The organism is Chromobacterium sp. CCUG 76385, from assembly GCF_059916625.1.
The window spans coordinates 194,999-215,627 of record NZ_JAUCGU010000003.1 but is presented as its reverse complement, the minus strand read 5'-3'; the positions used below and the strand labels follow the sequence as shown (position 1 = coordinate 215,627).

The window sequence follows — 20,629 nt, the reverse complement described above, 5'->3', positions numbered from 1 at the left end:
GCCCGCGCGGGCAGTGGTAACAACGGGTTGCCGGCGTGAGCGGGCAACCCGTTTTGTTTGGAACGACGCGAGGGCTCAGACGGCTTCGGCGCGGCGCGTGGCCATGCGGGCGCCGGCCAGCTTCAGCTCTTCCGGGCTCAGCGTGCTGGCGGCGGCGGGAAACAGCCAGGCCTCTTCGGTCGCGGCGTGATCGCGGTACTGGCGGGCGAACTCCTGCAATTCATTCTTGCTGATCTGCTTGATGCGGCCGTCGCGCAGCGCGACCAGGTCGTCGCGGATCGCGTTCCAGCACGAATGCAGGTAGCCATGCTCGGCCGATAATTGCTCCAACCGCGAGGCGGCGGTGGGAATCCGCTCCTCGATCAGCGGAAACAGTTCTTCTTCTTCATCGGTATGATGGGCGGGGCCGGCGATGTCGAAATAGCGCACCACGTCGTCTATGGTGTTGCGGGCGGCTTCGTCCACGCCATTTTCCTCGATATACGGCGGCAGTTTGTCCAGCAGGTCGCAGAAACGGCGAATCTTGTCATGGCAGGCCAGCAGCATTTCCAGCGGCTGATCGAAGCTGGGCGAGGGATTGGCGCCCATGGTGTTGAGCGTGAGCATGTGGGGTCTCCAGCATATTGAGTCAATCAAGATTGTGCCGCACAGTTCAGGCTCAGGACATGACGTGCCTCAAGTGCAAACTGTCCGTCATAATGGCAGATGGCGTGCGCGTCGGCTGCGCATGTTCTTGATACCGCTTTGCGCGATGGAACACAAGCCGGATTTTCGCGGAGCGAGTCCGGCTGGGAAAACAAGGGAATAGCATGCAGTTGCCGTTCGAACTGAAGGAACTGGATCGCGCCGACGACAGGTTGGCGCGGGAAGCGCTGCGCGTGCAGCTGGCGGCCCACCAACTGGAAGTGGCGTGGCTGAATTATCCGGCCCTGCCGCTGCTGTGGCCGAGCCTGGCGGCGGTGCGCGCCAGCCGCGAGCGCATCCTGGCCGCGTTCGAGGGCGAGGCGCTGCGCGGCCTGGTGGTGGTGTCGCGCCGCCCCGACGGCGGCATCCACATCGAGCGCACGGTGGTGGACCCGGCGCATCTGGAGCAAGGCTGGGGTTACCGCTTGCTCAACCGCGCGCTGCAGGATGAATCAAGCTGCAGCGTCGATACCGCGGAAGTCAACCAGGCGGCGCTGGCGCTGTACCACAAGGCCGGTTTCGTGCAGACCCAGCGCTGGACCACGACCGATGGCTTGGCCTTGTGGCGCTTGGAATATCGCCCGGCCGAGCCGCCGGCGTTGAAGCTGGGCGCCGATGGCTGGGTGACCGGCGCCTTGCAGCAGCCGTCGCCCAATTGCGATGAACGCAGCCCAGACTGCGCGCCGGAATTGCTGGTGGTGCACAATATCAGCCTGCCGCCGTATCGCTACGGGGGACCCGGCGTGGAGCAGCTGTTCACCAACCGGTTGGACCCTGCCGAGCATCCATACTATCAAGGCATCCATCAACTTCGGGTGTCGTCCCACTTTTTCATCCGCCGCGACGGCCGGCTGCTGCAGTTCGTGCCGGTGGGCAAACGCGCCTGGCATGCCGGCGTGTCCAGCTGGCGCGGCCGCGACAAGTGCAATGATTTTTCCATCGGCGTGGAGTTGGAAGGCTGCGATTTCGAGCCGTTCAGCGAGGCGCAATACTGCACGCTGGCGGCGCTGAGCGTGCAGTTGCGGCGGCATCTGCCCTTGTCCGCCATGCTCGGGCACGAGCACATCGCGCCGGGCCGCAAGACCGATCCCGGTCCCTGGTTCGACTGGCAGCGGGCGCAGGCCGCTTGCGGCCTGGCCTTGGGCTAGCGGCGCGATTCGCCGCTATGCCAGTTTCAGATACGGCCGGGGGTGGTCGCCGAAGGCCAGCGCCTCACCCGGCAGCGCGAACAGCGCATAACTGAAGCCCAGATAAAACGCCGCCTCGTCGCTCAGCCGCGAGATGGCGTCCAGATTGCCCAGCAATTCGCGGAACGGCAGTTGCACTCGCGTGTCGCCGTTTTCGACGAAGCCGACGCTATGTTCGAAGACCACGTGCAGCGGCCGGAAATCGCCGGCGACGGCGACATCGGAAAAGTCGTATTGGGCCAGCAAGGCGGGGCGCTTGCGCGCGACCTTGCCGGCCACTACGCCGGCCAGCAGGATCTCGTCGCGCGGCAGGCCGCGCAGATCGGCCAGCCTCACCTTCCGCTCCAGGCTGAGGCGATAGGTTTGGGCGGTGTTGACCAGCCGCACCGTGATCGCGTCGGCGTCGATGTCTTCTATGGTGAGCGCGTTCACAACACCCCCAGGATCAAGGAGGCCTTGGCTTCCAGCTCGCCGCGTTCCAGCTCGGGACTGGAGCGCGCGCTCAAGGTGCTGCCCACGCGGGTAGTGGCCATGCCATGCGCCAGCAGCGCGCTGCGGATCACGGTGCCCAGCTCCGCCTCGTCGGCGCAAACATAACCGCAGGCGCCGGCGTACCAGTAGCGGGTTTCGTGTTCGGCCAGCAGCCGGGCGGCGGCATCCACCGGCGTGCCGACGACGGTGGCGGGCCACAGGTGGTCGCAGATGGCGTCGGCCAGCGTTTTGCCTGGCTTCAGCCGCGCGCTGATGCTGGCCGAGGTGTGGAACACGTTGGCGAAGCGTTCCACTTCCCGCGCCACGTCGACGCGGATGTCTTCGCAGCTGGCCTCCTTGGCCAGGATGTCGGCGCGCACGCATTCTTCCAGTTCGAACTTGTCCTTGTCCGACGCCAGCAGTTTCTCCACTTGCAGCCGGTCCTCGGCTTCATCGCGGCCGCGCGCGATGGTGCCGCAGATCGGGCTGGTGCTGAGCCGCCCGTCGCGCAGCCGCAGGAACATCGCCGGCGAAGAGCCGGCCAGCTGGAAGTCCCCGCCGTCGAAATACAGGTTGTATGGGGCGGGATTGCGTTGCAGCAGATCGCGGTGAATCTGGTAGCCGTCGCGCGCGCAGGGGCGCTGGATGGCGAAGCTGGGATTGAGCGAGCGCAGCGCGCCGTCGGCGATGCGCTGGCTGGCGATATCGTACATGCGCGGGTAGGGCTGGCCGCGGCCGGCGGCGAAGTCGTCGGCGCCCAGCAGCGGCCCCAGCGCCAGCGGCCAGGCTTCGCCGCCGGCGTCGGCCGGGTCCAGCAGATAGTCCACCGCCACGCCGTCCACGATCAGCCTCTCCGGCAGGTGGAACACGCCCAGCGCGCCGCTGCCCAGCCCCAGCTTGGCGTGGATCAGCTCATAGCAGAAGAAGCCGTAGAGGCCGAAATGCGGGCCGGCTTCGAAGCGCGCGGGCAAGTCCAGCAAGAGCTGCAGACGCGTTGGCAACGGCGCGGACGGATCAAGCGGCAGACGCCGCGCGCCGGGCGCGCTGGCGTCGGGCATCAAGCCCAGCAACGGCGTCAGCGCCTCGGCGATGCGGACGCCATTGCGGCTGCGCGGCAGCAGCGCGATGCGGTCGCCGAAGAACAGCACGCTGAGCGCGGCACGTTCGACCGCGCGGGCGTGATGCGCGTATTTGCCGGTGTAGTCGTAGTTGCACTGCAGCGCGAACAGCGGCGGACGCGGCGCGGTTTGCGGGACAGATACGGAATGCAGCTGGATCATATTCATACTTGCAGGTAGCGGGAGGAGAATTTGACCTTGCGGCCGCCGGGGACGGTTTCGATCCAGGCTTGATAGCGGTACAGCAACTGGACGATGAGTTGGGAAATCCAGGACAGCACCACGGTGGACGAAAATTTGAAGACCAGGCTGAAGGCGAAGATCTTCACGATGGTGGCGAAGGAGAAGACGCCGTAGAAGGCGATCATGAAGCAAATGGCGGTATACACCACTTCACCGATCACCGACGAGAAGATGTCGCGGACGAAGTACAGCCGGCTCGACCACAGACTCTTCAAATAGAGCAGGAAACGGGTGTTGAACTGGCTGCCGATCAGGCAGCCGATCGCGAACGAGATCGAGCCGCGCACGATGTGTTCGCTGATCAGCACGTAGCTTTGGTTCAGCGCTGCGCAATGGCCGCGGTCGGCCAGCGGCAGCAAGCCGCAGTCGCGCTGCGACTGGCTGAGCGCGGTGAAGGAGACGGCGAACAGGATTTCCGCCAGGCAGGTGGCGAACAGGATCTGGTTGGAGCGCTGTTTGCCATAGACCTCGGCGATCGGATTGAGCAGCATCAGGATGATGGGCATGGTGAAGGTGCCCAGGCTGGCCTCAGTGCCGAATACCTGCACCACTTTGTACGAGGTCAGGTTGGAGGCGATCGCCGAGATCAGGATCAGGAAGGACAGGATCACGATGGGATCGATGCAGGCCAGCGCGCGGCTGGCCAGGTCTTGGAGTCGTTTCATGTGTTTTTCCGAAAAATGATGGCCACCACGCAGCCGAAGGCCGCGTGGCCGTTGTCTTCCAGGCTGAGCGCGCCGCGATCCGCGAAGACGGTCCGGCCATGCCAGGGCGGAGTGGTTTGCACGACCACCACCGAGCGGCGCGGAAATACGCGCTGACGGAACAACGCCTGGTCTATGGCGAGTACCGAATCGTCCAGCGACGGCTCCAAGGGGATGAACTCGTCCCATATCGGCTGGCGGCCGTCGCTTAGCGCGGCCAATTGGTCAAAGCTGCGGATCACGGGCGCCATGCCGCCGACGGCGGCGCCGCCCAGGCCGATATCCAGCGCGCGGCTTATCGCCAGCGCATTGCTGAAGGTCAGCTCCCGTTCTTCATATAAGCCGCGATGCAGCGTCGACTGCTTGATGCCGGTGATGCGGGCTAACTCGCTGAGGGAAATTCTTTTATCGCGGATTCTGCGTATCGCACTTTGCTTGAATTCATGCAATACCGAATGGGGGCGGGTGATTTTATTTGCCTGCATTATATTGTTTGAGTGTGAATATTCTCTTGTCTGATAAATCGTATTGAGATGGATGGCTGGGCAGATTCTATTTTTTCTGGAAGAAATAGGCTCGGCTGTGCTAGATTTGATCTCTTATGATTTATGTCATAAATTGACTGTTTATCGTTGTTTTCAAAGGGTAATTTAAACTGTCCGCTTGGCGATTGTCTGGTTTTCAGGTTTTCATCGAGTGGCAGCGCTTTCTTGATTCAGGTGAGTGGACTGGAAAATATAGATTTCTTTGTTTATTTTCCGGCGCAATATTTTTCGGATGAAATTTTATGCCGTTGCAATTGATTTGGGCAATGGAAAAGTGAAAAGCACGAATGCTGGATAGGGATCAGACAAATGCAATCAGCGACAGCGGCGCGGGCGGGAGGACAAATGAGGGGCGCGTATATACAGACCGTTTCCGGGCGGTACCTGAATGTGATGGATCCGCGGCCGGAAGACATAGACATCGTCGATATCGCCCACCATCTGGCGCATATCTGCCGCTTTGGCGGCGCCTGCCGCCAGTTCTACAGCGAGGCCGAGCATGCGGTGCGGATGACGGAAATCCTGCCAGGGCGGCTGCAGCTGGCCGGCTTGCTGCATGGGGCGGCCAAGGCCTATGCCGGCGAAGTGGTGCGGGCCGACAGTGATGGCGGCGCGCCCGAGTCGCGGCGGCTGGCGGCGGCGGTGGAGGCGCGTTTCGAACTCCAGCTCAGCGGCGAGGACCGGGCGGAGCTCGCCTTGGCCGACGCCCGGCTGCTGGCGACCGAGCGGCGCGACCTGATGCCGCCGGACCGGCAGCCGTGGCCCATCCTGATGGGCGTGCAGCCGCTGCCGGAGCGGATCTGGCCGATGACCATTTCCCTGGCGCTGGCGCGCTTCTGCGAACAGTATGAGCAAGCCCTGCGTTGGCCGCAGCCGTCGCGCATCCAGTTCCGCCAGGATGCGCCGTGTTGAGCGTGCATGAAAAAGGCGCGTCCGGATGGGCGCGCCTGTGAGCGGTTTCGGCGGCGGATTTACAGCTCCACTTGCGCCCCAAGCTCCACCACGCGGTTGGTCGGCACCTGGAAGAAGTCGGTCGCCCGCAGCGCGTTCTTGCTCATCCAGACGAACAGCTTCTCGCGCCAGAGCGCCATGCCGGGATGGTCGGTGGGGACGATGGTTTCTCGCGACAGGAAGAACGAGGTGTCCATCAGCTCCATTTCGAAGCCTTCCTTGGCGCACATTTCGATCACCTGCAGCACGTTCGGGTCTTCCTTGAAGCCGTAGCGCGCCACCACGCGCCAGAACGATGCCGACATCTGCACGATGTCCAGCCGGTCTTCGTCGGAGATGTAGGGCACGTCCTCGGTGCGCACCGTCATCAGCACCACCCGTTCATGCAGCACCTTGTTGTGCTTCAGATTGTGCAGCAGCGCGTGCGGCACGCCATGCAGCGTGCTGGTCAGGAATACCGCGGTGCCTTGCACCCGGGCCGGCGGGAAGGCTTCCAGGTTTTCGATGAAGCCATCCAGCGGCAGCGCCTGTTCGCGCAGGCGGTTGAACAACAGTTCGCGGCCGCGTTTCCAAGTGCTCATCAACAGGAAGATCACCGCGCCCATCGCCAGCGGCAGCCAGCCTCCGTCGGCGATCTTGTGGAAGTTGGCGCTGAAGAAGGCCAGATCGATGATGCCGAAGACCAGGGTGATGCCCAGCGCCAGCGGCAGCGGCCAGCGCCAATTGACGCGGGCGACTACGAAGAACAGCAGCGTGGTGATCAGCATGGTGCCGGTGACGGCGATGCCGTAGGCCGCCGCCAGGCTGTCGGACGAGCGGAAAGTCAGCACCACGATCAGCACCGCGATCATCAACAGCCAGTTGATGAAGGGCATGTAGATCTGGCCGATTTCCTGCGCCGAAGTATGCTGCACCTCCATGCGCGGGCTGTAGCCGAGCTGGATGGCCTGGCGCGACAGGGAGTAGGCGCCGGATATCACCGCCTGCGAGGCGATCACGGTCGCCAGCGTGGCCAGGACAATCAGCGGCACCAGGCCCCAGTCCGGCGCCAAGATGAAGAACGGGTTCTTGATGGCGGACGGATCTCGCATCAAGAGCGCGCCCTGGCCGAAGTAGTTCAGGGCCAGGCCGGGCAGCACCAGCGCGAACCAGGCGCGGCGGATCGGCGTCTTGCCGAAGTGGCCCATGTCGGCGTACAGCGCCTCGGCGCCGGTCAGCGCCAGCACCACCGAGCCCAGCGTCAGGAAGGCGTGGAAGCCGTGCTGCTGGATGAATAGCACGGCGTAAACCGGGTTGAGGCCGTGCAGCACGGCCGGCGTGACCAGAATTTCCTTCAGGCCCATCAGGCCGATGGTGGCGAACCAGACCATCATCACCGGGCCGAACATCATGCCTACCTTGGCGGTGCCGAAGCGCTGCAGCAGGAACAGCCCCAGCAGCACGGTTACCGCCACCGGCAGCACCCAGGTCTGCATCTGCGGGGACAGCACCTCCATGCCTTCGGCCGCGGACAGCACCGAAATGGCCGGCGTGATGATGGCGTCGCCGTAGAACAGCGCGGCGCCGAACAGGCCCAGCAATACGATCTTCCAGCGCGCGGCGTGGGTGGTGTAGTGCCGCGCCAGCGCCATCAGCGCCATGATGCCGCCTTCGCCGCGGTTGTCGGCGCGCAGGATGAAGGCGACGTATTTGATCGACACCACAAAAATCAGCGACCAGAAGATCAGCGAGAGGATGCCGAAGATGTTGTCAGGCGTGGTGGGAATGTTTTGTCCGGTGAAGCACTCGCGCAGCGTATACAGCGGGCTGGTGCCGATATCGCCGTATACCACGCCGAGCGCCGCCAGCGTCAGGCCTGCCATCGCCTGTTTGTTTTGTTCCTGCATAAGTTTCCATTGCGGTTGTTCATCGTCGTCGTTGCGGCGGCGATGGTTGAGCCGGATGCATTTTGCGGCTGCGTCGTAACATCATAGCCGATGACGGCGGCCGATTAAAAAACCATAAAAATGCTCGGAAGCGCGCAGGTTACCCCAGTGTCCCCGGCCAGCCAAGCGCGGGTAGGCCTGCCGGAAACAGGGTTGTTGTACCGCAACAACTGCCAAGCGCCTAACGGTTGACGCGGCCTGCGCCGACGTGACAGGGGCGTGACGCTTGGCCGCCAAGGCGGGACGACGCTACAATCGAAGACATTTAGCCGAATTCCAAGGACGCATCATGCGCGCATCGCAGTTTTTCATCTCCACCCAGAAAGAAGCCCCCGCCGACGCCGACATCACCAGCCAGAAGCTGATGCTGCGCGCCGGCTTCATCCGCAAGCAGGCCGCCGGCATCTATTCCTGGATGCCGATGGGCCTGCGCGTTGTGCGCAAGGTGGAAAACATCATCCGCGAAGAGATGAATCGCGCCGGCGCGATCGAAGTGAGCCTGCCGGTGGTGCAGCCGGCCGAGCTGTGGCAGGAAACCGGCCGCTGGGACGCGATGGGCGCCGAGCTGCTGCGTTTCAAAGACCGCCACGAGCGCGATTTCGCCCTGCAGCCGACTGCTGAGGAGGTGATCACCGACATCGCCCGCCGCGAGCTGCGCAGCTACCGCGCGCTGCCGAAGAACTTCTACCAGATCCAGACCAAGTTCCGCGACGAGCGCCGCCCGCGCTTCGGCGTGATGCGCGGCCGCGAGTTCACCATGAAGGACGCCTACTCGTTCGACCGCAGCGCCGAAGATGCCGGCAAGAGCTACGACAATATGTACGCAGCCTACCGCCGCATCTTCGACCGCCTGGGCCTGACCTACCGCGCGGTGGCGGCCGATACCGGCGCCATCGGCGGCGACCGCTCGCATGAGTTCCAGGTGATCGCCGATACCGGCGAGGACGCCATCGTCTACTGTCCGGACTCCGAATACGCGGCCAACATTGAGCTGGCCGAGGCGTTGGCCCCGGCCAGCGAGCGCGCCGCCGCGTCCGCCGCGCTGACCAAGGTGCACACGCCCAAGGTCAAGACCATCGCCGAGCTGGTGGACTTCCTCAAGATCGACATCAAACAGACCGTCAAAGCGGTGGTGGTGGAAGGCGAGGAGGGCGAGGCCGTGCTGATGATGGTGCGCGGCGACCACGAGCTGAACGAGGTGAAGGCGCAGAAGGTTGCCGGCATCAAGAACCCGCTGACCTTCGCCAGCCCGGCCGCCATCCGCGACGCTTTCGGCGCCCATCCCGGCTCGCTGGGCCCGGTGGGCTTCAAGGGCCGCGTCATCGCCGACCGCACCGTGGCCAAGATGGCCGATTTCGTCATCGGTGCCAATGAGGACGACCAGCACTACACCGGCGCCAACTTCGGCCGCGACTGCGCTGAGCCGGAAGTGTTCGACATCCGCAACGTGGTGGAGGGCGACCCGTCGCCGGACGGCCAGGGCGTGCTGGCCATCCAGCGCGGCATCGAGGTCGGCCATGTGTTCTACCTCGGCACCAAGTACTCCGCCGCGATGAATGCCACCTTCCTGGACGAAGACGGCAAGCCCAAGCCGTTCGAGATGGGTTGCTACGGCATCGGCGTGACCCGCATCCTGGGCGCGGCCATCGAACAGAACTACGACGACAAGGGCATGATCTGGCCGGATTCCATCGCGCCGTTCGCGGTGGTGATCTGCCCGGTCGGCTACGACCGTTCCGAAGCGGTGAAGGAAGCCGCCGACAAGCTGCACGCCGATCTGCAGGCCCGTGGCGTGGATGTGATGCTGGACGATCGCGGCGAGCGCCCGGGCGCGATGTTCGCCGACTGGGAGCTGATCGGCGCGCCGCACCGCGTCACCATCGGCGACCGCGGCCTGAAAGAAGGCAAAGTCGAGTATCAGCACCGCCGCGACAGCGAAGCGACTGCCGTCGCCGCCGATGCCATCCTGGCCCACGTGCTGGATAAGCTGGCCTGATGAAACCGCGCCTCATGTTTCTGCCGCTTTGCCTGCTGCTGGCGCCTGCGTCGGCGTGGGCCGGTGCGCAGAAGGAGGAGGCGCTGTCGGCCAATGTGGCGTCGGCGATGAGCCGTTCGATTTCCGACGTCAACGCGCCGCGGCTGGTGTTCGACAACCCGCGCGAGGGCCAAGCCTGGTTGGCGGAGATGTCGGCGCGCTTGCAAAAGCGCATTCCGGACCCATGGGTGCGCGAACGGCTGCTGACCGCCATCCAATACGAGGCCACCCGCGCCGGGCTGGACCCGCAGCTGGTGCTGGGCCTGATCCAGGTGGAGAGCGGCTTCAACAAGTACGCGATTTCCGGTGCCGGCGCGCGCGGGCTGATGCAGGTGATGCCGTTCTGGCCGCGCCATATCGGCACGACGCAGCACAATCTGTTCGACCTCAGCACCAATCTGCGCTACGGCTGCACCATTCTGCGGCACTACCTGGACATAGAGCGCGGCAATCTGTACCGCGCCTTGGGCCGCTATAACGGCAGCCTGGGGCAGCCGGAGTATCCGAACATGGTCATCGCCGCCTGGAAGAAAAAGTGGGCGTGGAATCCGCCCCCCGCCGTGCGGACTGCGGCTTTGCCATGAAAAAACCGGCCAATAGGCCGGTTTTTTGTCGCCAGAGCATGGCTTTGCAAGCGCTGGCTCGGGAAGGCTGGCGGCTCAGTCTTCCTGCGCCTGCAGCATCTTCTTCAGCAAGCGGGCCAGCGTGGCGCGCTCTTCGCCGTCCAGCATTTCCAGCAACTCCGACTCCGCGGCCAGATGGTGGCCGGCGGCATCTTCTATCACCTGGAAGCCCTTGGGCGTCAACGTGACGATCACGCCGCGGCGGTCGTCCGGATCCGGCGAGCGCTGAACCAGGCCGGCTTCTTCCAGCCGGTTGATGCGGTTGGTCAACGCGCCGGACGAGATCAGCACCATGCCTTGCAGCTGGTTGGGCGACAGCTGATACGGTTCTCCGCGGCGGCGCAGCGCCGCCAGCACGTCAAATTCGCCTACATTGAGATTATGGCGAGCCAAATCCTGCAGCACCCGGCGGGTGATGAAGTATTCCATCCGCACGATGCGGCCGATGACCTCGGTGGCGGAGGTATCGAGATCGGGGCGGACTTCGTTCCACAGGGCGACAATGCGGTCAATCTGGTCTGGTACTTGCTGCATGCGGCTGATTCCTGATCGTAAGGTAAGCACGGCGAATCCGGTCGGGCGCAAGAGTATCACGACTTCAAAATATACTATCTTCATCTAAAGACAAATGCCGCAGATCAACTATATTGCAGCGCGGGATCCTTGCCAGGATGCCGAATCAACGATATATTTACATGTAAAGATTCTTTATATGAAGATAATTGCCGCATAGCGGCGGGAGTGAAGCTTGAAAACAGCGGTCCGCGGCGATGTGCTGAGTTTCCGGGGCAATCCGTTCCGGGAGGCTGAGCGGGATTGCCTGGCGTTCCAGCGCGACGCGCTGGTGGTGATGGAGAACGGACGCATCGCGGCATGCGGCCCGGCGGCAGAGCTATTGCCGACGCTGCCGGCTGATCTGGCGGTGGCGCATTATCCGGATCACCTGATCCTGCCTGGCTTCATCGACTGCCATGTCCACTATCCGCAGACCGAGATGATGGCCGCCTACGGCGAGCAATTGCTGGATTGGCTGCATCACTACACCTTCGTCACCGAGCAGGGTTTTGCCGACGAGGCGTACGCCCGTGAAGTGGCGCGCGTGTTTCTGGGCGAGCAGCTGCGCAACGGCGTCACCACGGCTTGCGTGTTCGGCACCGTGCATCCGGCTTCCGTCGACGCGCTGTTTGCCGAGGCGGCCGGCCACAATCTGCGCCTGATGGCGGGCAAGGTGTGCATGGACCGCCACGCGCCGGACGCCTTGCTGGACACGCCGCTGACCGCCTATGAGCAATCGCGCGCGCTGATCCAGCGCTGGCATGGCCAGGGCCGCGCCGAATATGTGATCACGCCGCGCTTCGCGCCGACGTCCAGCCATGGCCAATTGGAAATGCTGGGCGCGCTGGCGGCGGAGTTTCCCGATGTCGCCATCCAGTCGCACATCTCGGAAAACCTGGACGAGATCGCCTGGGTCAAGCAGCTGTTCCCCGGCTGCCGCGACTACGCCAGCGTTTATCAGCGCTACGGCCTGCTGCGGCCGCGCGCCATCTATGGACACGGCATCCACCTGTCCGATGAGGAACTGGATGCTTTCCGCGACAGCGGCGCCTCGCTGGCGCATTGCCCGACTTCCAATTTCTTCCTCGGCTCCGGCAGCCTGAATCTGCGCCGCTGCGTCGAGGCCGAGCGGGCCATTCCGCTCGGCCTCGGCACCGATCTGGGCGCCGGCACCAGCTTCTCCATGCTGCAGACCATGAACGCGGCTTATATGGCGGCGCAGAGCCACGGCAAACCGCTGTCTGCGGCGCAGGCATTCTATCTGGCCACGCGCGGCGGCGCGGAGGCGCTGGGCATCGCCGACAAGGTGGGCACGATCGCCGTCGGCATGGAGGCCGATCTGGCTGTGTTGAACCTGCGCTCCACGCCGCTATTGGATTTCCGCATGCGCTACGCCCGCGACCTGTCCGAGGCGTTGTTTGTGCAGATGATGCTGGGCGATGATCGCGCGGTGGCGGCGACATATGTGGCCGGCAGCCCGGTCTACCGGCGCGCGGCAGCGTAAAGCGCAGACAAGGCGACAGCAAGCAGGCGGATGGCCAATAAGCCTCCGCCTGCTTGCTATTGTGGATAACTTGATGTTTTCCCGAGTGTTGTGGATAAGTCTGCCGTCTACTGACGCACCGCCACCGCGATGCGGGTAAAGGCATTCATCAGCGCGATCGCCAGCGTCAGGTCGGAGATTTCCGCTGCGCTGAAATGCTCGCCCAAAGCCTGATACAAGTCATCCGGCGCGCGGCTTTCGCCGATACGGGTCACCGCTTCCGTCCAGGCGATGGCGGCGGCTTCGCGCGGCGATAGGATATCCGCCACGTCCCAGCCGGCCAGCGCGTCGAGTTTTTCCTGGCTTTCGCCGCGGCGGCGCAGCGCGTGGCTGTGCAGCTTCAGGCAGAAGGCGCAGCCGTTCAGCTGGGCCACGCGCAGATAAACCAGTTCGATCAGAGGCAGGCCCAGGCTGCTCTCCGCCAGCGCGTTCTTGCAGGCCAGCAAGCCTTGATAGGCCTGGGGCGACAGCTTGGTGTAGTCGAGTCTCATCATTCATCCTTTCGGGTTCAGCGCCGACTGGGCGCTGGTGGCGGGTGCGCGCCAATTCAGCAGGCGCGCGGTCAGTTTCTGCAGGGGCGGCGCCAGCAGCAGCACCGCGCCCATCGCGACCGGCCAGGCCTGGGTGAAGGCGTGCAGCCAGCGCGCGAGAAAATCGGCATGCAGACCCAGATTCAGGCTGGTGAACCAGGCGGTCATGACCAGGGACATGGCCCCAGACATCAGCAGCGAGAACAGCAGGCGTTGGCGCAGAGCGGGATGCATGGCGTGATTCTCCGTGGGTTTTCGATGAGCAGAGTCTAGTAAAAAGCGAATTGCGAAAATAGAATGAAAAAATCAATTTCAAATTCCATTTTTGCAATCATGCTGGATGATCTGGATCTGTTTGTGGCGATTGTGGATGCCGGCAGCCTGCGCGCGGCGGCGCTGCGCCTGGAGATGCCGGCGCCGACTTTGACGCGGCGGCTGCAGGCTTTGGAGGCGCGGCTGGGTTGCAAGCTGCTCAATCGCAGCGCACGGCGCATGGTGCCGAGCAACGAGGGCTGGCAGTACTACGAGCAGTGCAAGCCCTTGCTGGCGGCGCTGCGGCAAGCCACGGCGTCGCTGGACGCGACGCTGAACCGGGTGGAGGGTGTGGTGAGGCTGATGGCGCCGCTGAACATGGCCAACGATATGCTGCTGCCGCTGTGGGAGCGGCTATTGCGCGAGCATCCGCAGCTGCGGCTGGAGTTGAAGCTGAACAATAATATGGACGATTTGTATAGCGGCATGGCGGATCTGGCGCTGCGGGTAGGGGAGCAGACCGATCCCTCGCTGCAGCAGCGCCGCGTCGGCGTGGTGCGTACCATTCTGGTCGCCGCCCCGGCCTATCTGGAAGCGCATGGCGAGCCGGAGCAGCCGGCTGACTTGGCGGCGCATCGACTGCTGATGTCGGAGCCGTTTCAGCGCTGGAAACTGCGCCACCGGGAAAGCGGCGAGGAGATGGAATGGCCGGTCGCGCCGTGCCTGCAAGCCAACGATATGCTGCTGACGCGGCGGCTGGCCGAGGCCGGTGCCGGCATCGCCGTCAGTCCGCTCAGCATTTGCCACCATCAGGTGGCGGATGGCAGCCTGCGCCGCGTGCTGGAACCATGGGAGATCGCCACGCGGCCGGTGTATGCGGTATGGCCGCAGCGGCGTGCCTTGCCGGCGCGGGTGCGGGTGGTGCTCGATGCCTTGCTGGCGTTTGCCGCGGCGGAGCAGCAGCTGCAGGGCTGAGGGCTTGGAGCCGCTAACAAAACCTCGTTAGAGAACCTGAGCCAAGGCGCGCCGACGCAGACAGTACAAATAGTACGGCAAGGAGGCGCAACGCAGGATCAGGGGTTTTGTTAGCGGGTCTTATTTGCCGCCGCGCGGCGGCTTGGGCAACAGCACCTGCCGGGTGCCGGCCAGCCTGTCGTGCAGATGGCGGCCTTCCTTGTCGTAGAAACGGGCCAGGAAGGGCAGCAGCCACCAGATCAGCGCCAGCCACTTGGCGGCCGGATGGTCGCCGTAGCTGCGCTGCCAGCCGAGGTAGGAGATCACCGGCAGGCCGACGAACAGCATCGCCGCGACGGCGAAGCGCATCAGCGCCTGTTGCCAGTTCAGCAGTCTGCCGTCGGCCGTCACCAGCCTGATGTGCCAAGTCTTCATCGCGGCGGTTTGGCCGCTGCGCGTCCAGCAATAGCCGAAGTAGGCGAACAGCACGCCGGCCGAGGCCAGCTGGATCAGGCTGTGCAGCAGCCAGGAGTCTTGGCCCAGCATCAGTTGCAACGGGGTCAGCACGGCGCTGGTGATCAGCAGCATGGCGACGATCAGCAGCGATTCGTAGAACAGGCTGGCCAGGCAGCGAGACAGGCTGGGGGCGGCGGTTTCGGTCATTGGGCGATGGAGGCGTCGGGTTGGGCGCGTTGCTGGCGCAGGCGCTGCATCACTTGCTCGCGCTGCTCAGGCGGCAGCTGCTGCAGTTTTTTCCAGTTGGCGCGGATTTCGTGGCGTTGCTGCGGCGTCAGCTCGGACCAGGCTTTCAGCTTCCGCTGCGCCCGCTGCTGCTGTTGAGGCGCCAGGTTGGCGAAGCCCGGCACGATGGCCAGCAGGCTCTGTTTTTTGTCCGGCGAATAGCGGTTCCACTCGCCGGCCAGCGGCGCCAGCACCTGCTGTTGTTGATTGTCCAGCTGGTTCCAGCTCGGATTGGCGGGCGGAGAGGCCAGGGCGAACACGGGGCAGAGCAGACCGGCCAGGCACAAGGCGCTGGCCAGGCGTGCGGCCTTATTCATGCAGCCCCCGGCTGAAATGCGGCTCCAGCAGCGAGTTCAGCGGCAGATCCTGCGACAGCACCGTCGCGTCCACCGATTCCGCTTCGGCCAGCAGCCCCTCGGCCAGCATCAGGCCGGCGGCGGCGATCGCGGCAAAACCGATGGCGGCCCCGCCGCGGCGCAGCATCACCAGATGGCGCTGCGCCCATAGCGCCAGCCGCTCGTGCAGGCTGACCGGCTCGGCGGCGCGCATATCATACTGTTGCATGGCGCGCTGGCGCGCGGCTCTCAGGCGCGCCAACTGCTGCGGCGTCGGGTCGGAGGACGGATTGTCCAGTATGCGGGTGATGTGATTCGGCAAATGGTCGCCCGGGCTATCTTTGGCGTGTTTCATAGCAGTACTCCCTTTTGCGCAAGGATGGCGGCCAGGGTGTGATTGGCGCGCGAGCAATGCGTCTTCACGCTGCCTTCCGAACATCCCATCACGAGAGCGGTTTCGGCGACATCCAGTCCCTCCCAGTAACGCAGCAGAAAGGCCTCGCGTTGACGCGCGGGCAAGAGCTTGAGCGACGCGTCTATCATCTGCGCCACTTCCTTGCGCAGATACCATTTCTCCGGGTTGGTATGCGCCTCGTCGGCCGCCACATCCAGGGTTTCCAGCGGGTCCGGACTGTCGTCCTCCGCGTGGGTAGGGATCAGCGACGACAGCAGGGTGCTGACGAAGCTGCGCACCTTGCTGCGACGGTAGTGGTCGCGGATGGTGTTCTGCAGTATGCGCTGGAAGATCAGCGGCAGTTCCGCGGCCGGCGCGTGGGCGTAGCGGTCGGCAAGCTTCATCATGGAGTCTTGCACGATATCCAGCGCGTTCTCTTCCTGCCGCACCGCGTACAGCGCCTGCTTGAAGGCGCGTTTTTCCACCGACTGGAGGAAGTCGGCCATTTCCTTGCGGCTTGCCATCTGTGCGTTTCGGGTTGATGCCAACCTGCGATGGTAACAGAGCAGGAATCACTCGGCTAGTCCGTTTTTTTGCCTGAAATTACCGGCAGTTAGCGCCATTTTGCACCTGCACAAAAGCACTTGACCGTGCTTTGAGCAATACGCTAAGGTCTTTGAGCAAACGGGATGAAATTAATACGAAATAGAGGCGATATGCAGATATCGGGCGCCGAAATAGTAGTCCGCTGCCTGCAGGAAGAGGGGGTCGAATTTGTTTTCGGCTACCCGGGTGGCGCGGTACTGGAAATCTACGATGCCATCTTCCGGCAAGACAAGTTCAAGCACGTGCTGGTGCGACACGAGCAGGCCGCGGTGCATGCCGCGGACGCGTACTCGCGTTCCAGCGACAAGATAGGCGTGGCGCTGGTGACCTCCGGTCCCGGCGCGACCAATGCCGTCACCGGCATTGCCACGGCCTATATGGACTCCATCCCCATGGTGGTGATCTCCGGCCAGGTGCCGTCGCCGGCCATCGGCCTGGACGCGTTCCAGGAAGTGGACATGGTGGGCATCACCCGGCCGTGCGTGAAGCACAACTTCCTGGTCAAGGATGTGAACGAGATCGCCGCCACCATCAAGAAGGCGTTCTACATCGCCAAGAGCGGCCGGCCCGGCCCGGTGGTGGTGGATATTCCGAAGGACATCACGCAGCAGCGCGCGGAGTTCCGCTACCCGGACAGCGTGCACATCCGTTCCTATGTGCCGGCTACCCGCGGCCATAGCGGACAGATCAAGAAAGCGGTGAACCTGCTGCTTGAGGCCAAGCGTCCTTATATTTATGTCGGCGGCGGCGCCGTGCAGGGCCGCGCCGAGGCCGAGGTGACCGAGCTGGCGCGCCTGCTGAACCTGCCGTGCACCAACACGCTGATGGGCCTGGGCGCCTATCCGGGTTCGGACCGGCAGTTCCTCGGCATGCTGGGCATGCACGGCACCTACGAAGCCAATATGGCGATGCAGAATTGCGATGTGCTGGTGGCCGTGGGCGCGCGTTTCGACGACCGCGTCATCAGCGTGCCGTCGCACTTCCTCGGCCAGCCGAAGAAGATCATCCACATCGACGTCGACCCGTCGTCCATCTCCAAGCGCGTGCGCGCCGACATCCCCATCGTTGGCGACGTCAAGCTGGTGCTGCGCGAGATGCTGGATGTGCTGAAACAGTCCGGCCAAAAGCCGGATGGCTCGGCGCTGAACCAGTGGTGGCGGCAGATCGAGGAATGGCGCGGCCATAACTGTCTGCTGTACACGCCGTCCGACGAGCTGATCAAGCCGCAGTACGTGGTGGAGCAGCTGTACCAGATCACCGGCGGCCAGGCCATCATCACCTCCGATGTCGGCCAGCACCAGATGTGGGCGGCGCAGTACTACAAGTTCGACCGCCCCAAGCAGTGGCTGAACTCCGGCGGCCTCGGCACCATGGGCTTCGGCTTGCCGGCTGCCATCGGCGCGCAGCTGGCCAACCCGCATGCGCAGGTGGCCTGCATTACCGGCGAGGGCTCGATCCAGATGAACATCCAGGAGCTGTCCACCGCCAAGCAGTACCACACGCCGGTCAAGGTGGTGGCGCTGAACAACCGCTACCTGGGCATGGTGCGGCAGTGGCAGGAGTTCTTCTACGGCACCCGCTATTCCGAGTCGTACATGGACGCGCTGCCGGACTTCGTCAAGATCGCCGAGGCTTACGGCCATGTCGGCTTCAAGGTGGAGAACCCGGCCGACGTGGAGCCGGTGCTGCGCGAGGCGTTCAGCGACAAGCTGAAGGAGCGCCTGGTGTTCCTGGACTTCCGCACCGACCAGTCGGAAAACGTGTTCCCGATGATCCAGAACGGCAAGGGACTGGATCAGATGGACCTGCCGCCGCACATGCGCGACATCCAGCAGGTGCCTTTCGAGAACAACCGTGACTACGGCAATATGTGCTAAGGCGGCCGGCATGCGACATATCCTATCCATACTTCTGGAAAACGAAGCGGGCGCCTTGTCCCGCGTGGTGGGGCTGTTTTCGGCCCGCGCCTACAACATCGATTCGCTGACGGTGTCCACCACCGAGGACCCGACACTGTCGCGGATGACCATCGTCACCCACGGTTCCGACGAAGTCATCGAGCAGATCACCAAGCAGCTCAACAAGCTGATCGAGGTGGTCAAGGTGATAGACCTCAACGAATCCGAACACATCGAACGCGAGATGATGCTGATCAAGGTCCGCGCCCAGGGCAAGGACCGCGAGGAGATGAAGCGCATGGCCGACATCTTCCGCGGACGCATCATCGACGTGACGGAAAAGACTTACACCATCGAGCTGACTGGTACGAGCGAGAAGCTTGGCGCCTTTATCGAGGCGGTGGACCGCACAGTGATCCTGGAAACGGTCCGTACTGGCGCATCCGGCATCGGTCGCGGTGAGCGGGTTCTGAAAATCTGAGCAGGGCTGCAAGTCCCTTAGCAAACAAATATCAAGGACATTTGAGAATGAAAGTTTATTACGACAAAGACGCCGACCTTTCCATCATCAAGGGCAAGAAAGTGGCCATCATCGGCTACGGCTCGCAAGGCCATGCCCACGCGCAAAACCTGAAGGAATCGGGCGTCGACGTGGTGGTGGGCCTGCGCAAGGACGGCGCGTCGTGGAAAAAGGCCGAAGCGGCCGGCCACAAGGTCAAGGAAGTGGCCGATGCGGTGAAGAAGGCCGACGTGGTGATGATTCTGCTGCCGGATGAGTCGCAGCCGGACGTGTACAGCCGCGACATCGCCCCGAACCTGAAGAAGGGCGCGGCGCTGGCCTTCGCCCACGGCTTCAACATCCATTACAACCAGATCGTGCCGCCGGCCGATGTGGACGTGATCATGGTGGCGCCGAAAGGCCCGGGCCACACCGTGCGCTCGGAATACGTCAAGGGCGGCGGCGTGCCGACCCTGATCGCCGTCTACCAGGACAAGTCGGGCAAGGCGCGCGACATCGCCCTGTCCTACGCCGCGGCCAATGGCGGCACCAAGGGCGGCGTGATCGAGACCAACTTCCGCGAAGAAACCGAGACCGACCTGTTCGGCGAGCAGGCCGTGCTGTGCGGCGGCGCCGTCGAGCTGGTCAAGGCCGGCTTCGAGACCCTGGTGGAAGCCGGCTATGCGCCGGAAATGGCTTACTTCGAGTGCCTGCACGAGCTGAAGCTGATCGTCGACCTGATGTACGAAGGCGGCATCGCCAATATGAACTACTCGATCTCCAACAATGCGGAGTACGGCGAGTACGTCACCGGCCCGGAAGTGGTGACCTCCGCCACCAAGGAAGCGATGAAGAAGGCGCTGTACCGCATCCAGAGCGGCGAGTACGCCAAGATGTTCATCCTGGAAGGCAAGACCAACTACCCGTCCATGACCGCCCGCCGCCGTCTGACCGCCGATCATCCGATCGAGAAGGTCGGCGCCGAACTGCGCGCGATGATGCCGTGGATCGCCAAGAACAAGCTGGTGGACCAGTCCAAGAACTAATCTGTCGCTTGAATCGTTGGGAGAGACAAAGCCGGGCGCGATGCCCGGCTTTTTTGCGTCTGGCTGGGCTTATTCGGTCGAGAACAGGGTGGAACGGGCCGTGAACGGATTGGCTTGCCATGCGCTGTCAAAGCGCGCCAGCGCGGCATCGACGTCCGGCGTGGAGGCGAACAGCTGGCGGTAGGTGTCCGCCGGCAGCGTAACCGCGCCTATGCCCGCGCGGGCGCATTGCATGAATTGCTCAAGCGATTTGACCGCGGCGCCCATGATGACGGTGCCTTGGCCTTGGCGCTGCAGAATCTGCTGCGACTCCTGCAGCAGAAGGGCGGCGTCTCCCCCCGCCTGCTCGATGCGATTGAGGTAGGGCGCGGCATAGTGGGCCCCGAGCAGACCGGCCATCACGATCTGGCGCGATTCGAAAATGGCGGTGGCCAGCGTGGGGATGCCTTCGCGTTCCAGCGCAGCCATGGTCTGGAAGCCATCGCCGACAGCGGGAATCTTGATGACGATGCGGTCGCTCTTGGCGGCAAGCCTTCGCGCCTGGCGCAGTTGCGAGGCGTAGTCGTCGCCGGTGACCTGTACCGCCAGTTTGCCCGGTTGCAGATCCAGCAGCGTGTCCAGCACGCTTTCGACCGGCTGCTTGGCGGCCGCAAGGATGGAGGGATTGGTCGTGACGCCGGCAAGCAAGCCGAGTTGCCGGGCATGGCGAATCAGCGAAAAGTCGATAGTGTCCAGCCAGATCTGCATGTCTGTTCCTTGATGTTCATCCGTATCGATAAAAATGCGCGGC

Annotated in this window: 23 protein-coding genes and 1 pseudogene; 10 read left to right on the top strand and 14 right to left on the bottom strand. The window is 63.6% G+C overall.

Annotated features, from left to right (window positions below; translation table 11 throughout):
- Window positions 1-75: 75 nt before the first annotated feature.
- Window positions 76-606 (bottom strand): hemerythrin domain-containing protein, encoded by a 531-nt coding sequence (locus QUG01_RS04440; RefSeq protein WP_500829065.1) that lies wholly within the window; start codon window positions 604-606, stop codon window positions 76-78.
- Between the two features lie 203 nt (window positions 607-809).
- On the opposite strand from QUG01_RS04440, the pseudogene QUG01_RS04435 reads away from it, so the two are divergent.
- A pseudogene (locus tag QUG01_RS04435) lies at window positions 810-1,238 on the top strand (GNAT family N-acetyltransferase); the annotation flags it as partial.
- A gap of 45 nt (window positions 1,239-1,283) precedes the next feature.
- The gene (gene ampD, locus QUG01_RS04430; RefSeq protein WP_500829091.1) at window positions 1,284-1,832 is read left to right on the top strand and encodes a 1,6-anhydro-N-acetylmuramyl-L-alanine amidase AmpD; all 549 of its coding nucleotides are present in this window, start codon (window positions 1,284-1,286) and stop codon (window positions 1,830-1,832) included.
- 15 nt (window positions 1,833-1,847) lie between these two features.
- On the opposite strand, the gene QUG01_RS04425 is transcribed toward ampD, so the two are convergent.
- From QUG01_RS04425 to QUG01_RS04410, 4 genes are read right to left on the bottom strand one after another with little or no spacing between them, the layout of a single operon-like run.
- Entirely contained in the window at window positions 1,848-2,303 is a 456-nt protein-coding gene (locus tag QUG01_RS04425; protein WP_500829064.1) for a hypothetical protein, read from the bottom strand.
- A complete protein-coding gene (locus tag QUG01_RS04420) occupies window positions 2,300-3,622 on the bottom strand; it encodes a chorismate-binding protein (RefSeq protein ID WP_500829063.1) in 1,323 nt (440 codons plus the stop codon). Before QUG01_RS04420 ends, QUG01_RS04425 begins: the two co-directional genes overlap by 4 nt.
- Window positions 3,623-3,624: 2 nt before the next feature.
- Complete coding sequence (locus QUG01_RS04415) at window positions 3,625-4,368, bottom strand: VUT family protein (protein WP_500829062.1); 744 nt, start codon at window positions 4,366-4,368, stop codon at window positions 3,625-3,627.
- Window positions 4,365-4,892 (bottom strand): helix-turn-helix domain-containing protein, encoded by a 528-nt coding sequence (locus tag QUG01_RS04410; protein WP_500829061.1) that lies wholly within the window; start codon window positions 4,890-4,892, stop codon window positions 4,365-4,367. Before QUG01_RS04410 ends, QUG01_RS04415 begins: the two co-directional genes overlap by 4 nt.
- Before the next feature lie 405 nt (window positions 4,893-5,297).
- Between QUG01_RS04410 and QUG01_RS04405 the strand changes: the two genes are divergently transcribed.
- Window positions 5,298-5,864: a phosphohydrolase gene (locus tag QUG01_RS04405; RefSeq protein WP_500829060.1), complete on the top strand. Its 567-nt coding sequence runs from the start codon at window positions 5,298-5,300 to the stop codon at window positions 5,862-5,864.
- Window positions 5,865-5,923: 59 nt separating this feature from the next.
- Here QUG01_RS04405 and kup read toward each other — a convergent pair whose 3' ends face one another.
- Window positions 5,924-7,789: a low affinity potassium transporter Kup gene (gene kup / locus QUG01_RS04400; protein ID WP_103321351.1), complete on the bottom strand. Its 1,866-nt coding sequence runs from the start codon at window positions 7,787-7,789 to the stop codon at window positions 5,924-5,926.
- 328 nt (window positions 7,790-8,117) lie between these two features.
- Between kup and QUG01_RS04395 the strand changes: the two genes are divergently transcribed.
- Together QUG01_RS04395 and QUG01_RS04390 are read left to right on the top strand one after the other, a co-directional pair.
- Window positions 8,118-9,824, top strand: coding sequence for a proline--tRNA ligase (locus QUG01_RS04395; RefSeq protein WP_500829059.1), 1,707 nt, complete (start codon window positions 8,118-8,120; stop codon window positions 9,822-9,824).
- A complete protein-coding gene (locus tag QUG01_RS04390) occupies window positions 9,824-10,447 on the top strand; it encodes a lytic transglycosylase domain-containing protein (protein ID WP_500829058.1) in 624 nt (207 codons plus the stop codon). Before QUG01_RS04395 ends, QUG01_RS04390 begins: the two co-directional genes overlap by 1 nt.
- Before the next feature lie 75 nt (window positions 10,448-10,522).
- Here the strand turns inward: QUG01_RS04390 and QUG01_RS04385 are convergent, their stop codons facing one another.
- Window positions 10,523-11,020, bottom strand: coding sequence for a MarR family winged helix-turn-helix transcriptional regulator (locus tag QUG01_RS04385; protein ID WP_103321348.1), 498 nt, complete (start codon window positions 11,018-11,020; stop codon window positions 10,523-10,525).
- Window positions 11,021-11,234: 214 nt separating this feature from the next.
- Here QUG01_RS04385 and guaD point away from each other — a divergent pair, with 214 nt between their 5' ends.
- Window positions 11,235-12,545: a guanine deaminase gene (guaD, locus tag QUG01_RS04380; RefSeq protein ID WP_500829057.1), complete on the top strand. Its 1,311-nt coding sequence runs from the start codon at window positions 11,235-11,237 to the stop codon at window positions 12,543-12,545.
- 107 nt (window positions 12,546-12,652) lie between these two features.
- Here the strand turns inward: guaD and QUG01_RS04375 are convergent, their stop codons facing one another.
- Together QUG01_RS04375 and QUG01_RS04370 are read right to left on the bottom strand one after the other, a co-directional pair.
- Complete coding sequence (locus QUG01_RS04375) at window positions 12,653-13,078, bottom strand: carboxymuconolactone decarboxylase family protein (protein WP_500829056.1); 426 nt, start codon at window positions 13,076-13,078, stop codon at window positions 12,653-12,655.
- On the bottom strand, window positions 13,079-13,348 hold the full coding sequence (locus QUG01_RS04370) for a DUF2798 domain-containing protein (protein WP_500829055.1): 270 nt from the start codon (window positions 13,346-13,348) through the stop codon (window positions 13,079-13,081).
- Between the two features lie 99 nt (window positions 13,349-13,447).
- Between QUG01_RS04370 and QUG01_RS04365 the strand changes: the two genes are divergently transcribed.
- On the top strand, window positions 13,448-14,341 hold the full coding sequence (locus tag QUG01_RS04365) for a LysR family transcriptional regulator (RefSeq protein WP_500829054.1): 894 nt from the start codon (window positions 13,448-13,450) through the stop codon (window positions 14,339-14,341).
- A gap of 120 nt (window positions 14,342-14,461) precedes the next feature.
- On the opposite strand, the gene QUG01_RS04360 is transcribed toward QUG01_RS04365, so the two are convergent.
- Genes QUG01_RS04360 through QUG01_RS04345 form a run of 4 tightly spaced genes read right to left on the bottom strand, consistent with a single transcriptional unit; the run spans window position 14,462 to window position 16,314 of the window.
- Window positions 14,462-14,983 (bottom strand): RDD family protein, encoded by a 522-nt coding sequence (locus QUG01_RS04360; protein ID WP_500829053.1) that lies wholly within the window; start codon window positions 14,981-14,983, stop codon window positions 14,462-14,464.
- Window positions 14,980-15,378 carry a DUF3106 domain-containing protein gene (locus QUG01_RS04355; RefSeq protein WP_500829052.1) on the bottom strand — a complete coding sequence of 133 codons (399 nt, stop codon included), beginning with the start codon at window positions 15,376-15,378 and terminating at the stop codon, window positions 14,980-14,982. The genes QUG01_RS04360 and QUG01_RS04355 overlap by 4 nt, the downstream gene beginning before the upstream one ends.
- A complete protein-coding gene (locus tag QUG01_RS04350) occupies window positions 15,371-15,751 on the bottom strand; it encodes a DUF3619 family protein (RefSeq protein ID WP_500829051.1) in 381 nt (126 codons plus the stop codon). The genes QUG01_RS04355 and QUG01_RS04350 overlap by 8 nt, the downstream gene beginning before the upstream one ends.
- The gene (locus tag QUG01_RS04345) at window positions 15,748-16,314 is read right to left on the bottom strand and encodes an RNA polymerase sigma factor (protein ID WP_345909023.1); all 567 of its coding nucleotides are present in this window, start codon (window positions 16,312-16,314) and stop codon (window positions 15,748-15,750) included. Before QUG01_RS04345 ends, QUG01_RS04350 begins: the two co-directional genes overlap by 4 nt.
- A gap of 192 nt (window positions 16,315-16,506) precedes the next feature.
- On the opposite strand from QUG01_RS04345, the gene ilvB reads away from it, so the two are divergent.
- From ilvB to ilvC, 3 genes are read left to right on the top strand one after another with little or no spacing between them, the layout of a single operon-like run.
- Window positions 16,507-18,273, top strand: a complete 1,767-nt coding sequence (ilvB, locus tag QUG01_RS04340; RefSeq protein WP_500829050.1) for a biosynthetic-type acetolactate synthase large subunit — start codon at window positions 16,507-16,509, stop codon at window positions 18,271-18,273.
- A gap of 10 nt (window positions 18,274-18,283) precedes the next feature.
- Window positions 18,284-18,775, top strand: a complete 492-nt coding sequence (gene ilvN / locus QUG01_RS04335; protein ID WP_043621423.1) for an acetolactate synthase small subunit — start codon at window positions 18,284-18,286, stop codon at window positions 18,773-18,775.
- A gap of 47 nt (window positions 18,776-18,822) precedes the next feature.
- On the top strand, window positions 18,823-19,839 hold the full coding sequence (ilvC, locus tag QUG01_RS04330; protein ID WP_500829049.1) for a ketol-acid reductoisomerase: 1,017 nt from the start codon (window positions 18,823-18,825) through the stop codon (window positions 19,837-19,839).
- A 69-nt stretch (window positions 19,840-19,908) separates the two neighbouring features.
- Here ilvC and QUG01_RS04325 read toward each other — a convergent pair whose 3' ends face one another.
- Window positions 19,909-20,586, bottom strand: a complete 678-nt coding sequence (locus QUG01_RS04325; RefSeq protein ID WP_500829048.1) for a transaldolase family protein — start codon at window positions 20,584-20,586, stop codon at window positions 19,909-19,911.
- Window positions 20,587-20,629 lie beyond the last annotated feature (43 nt).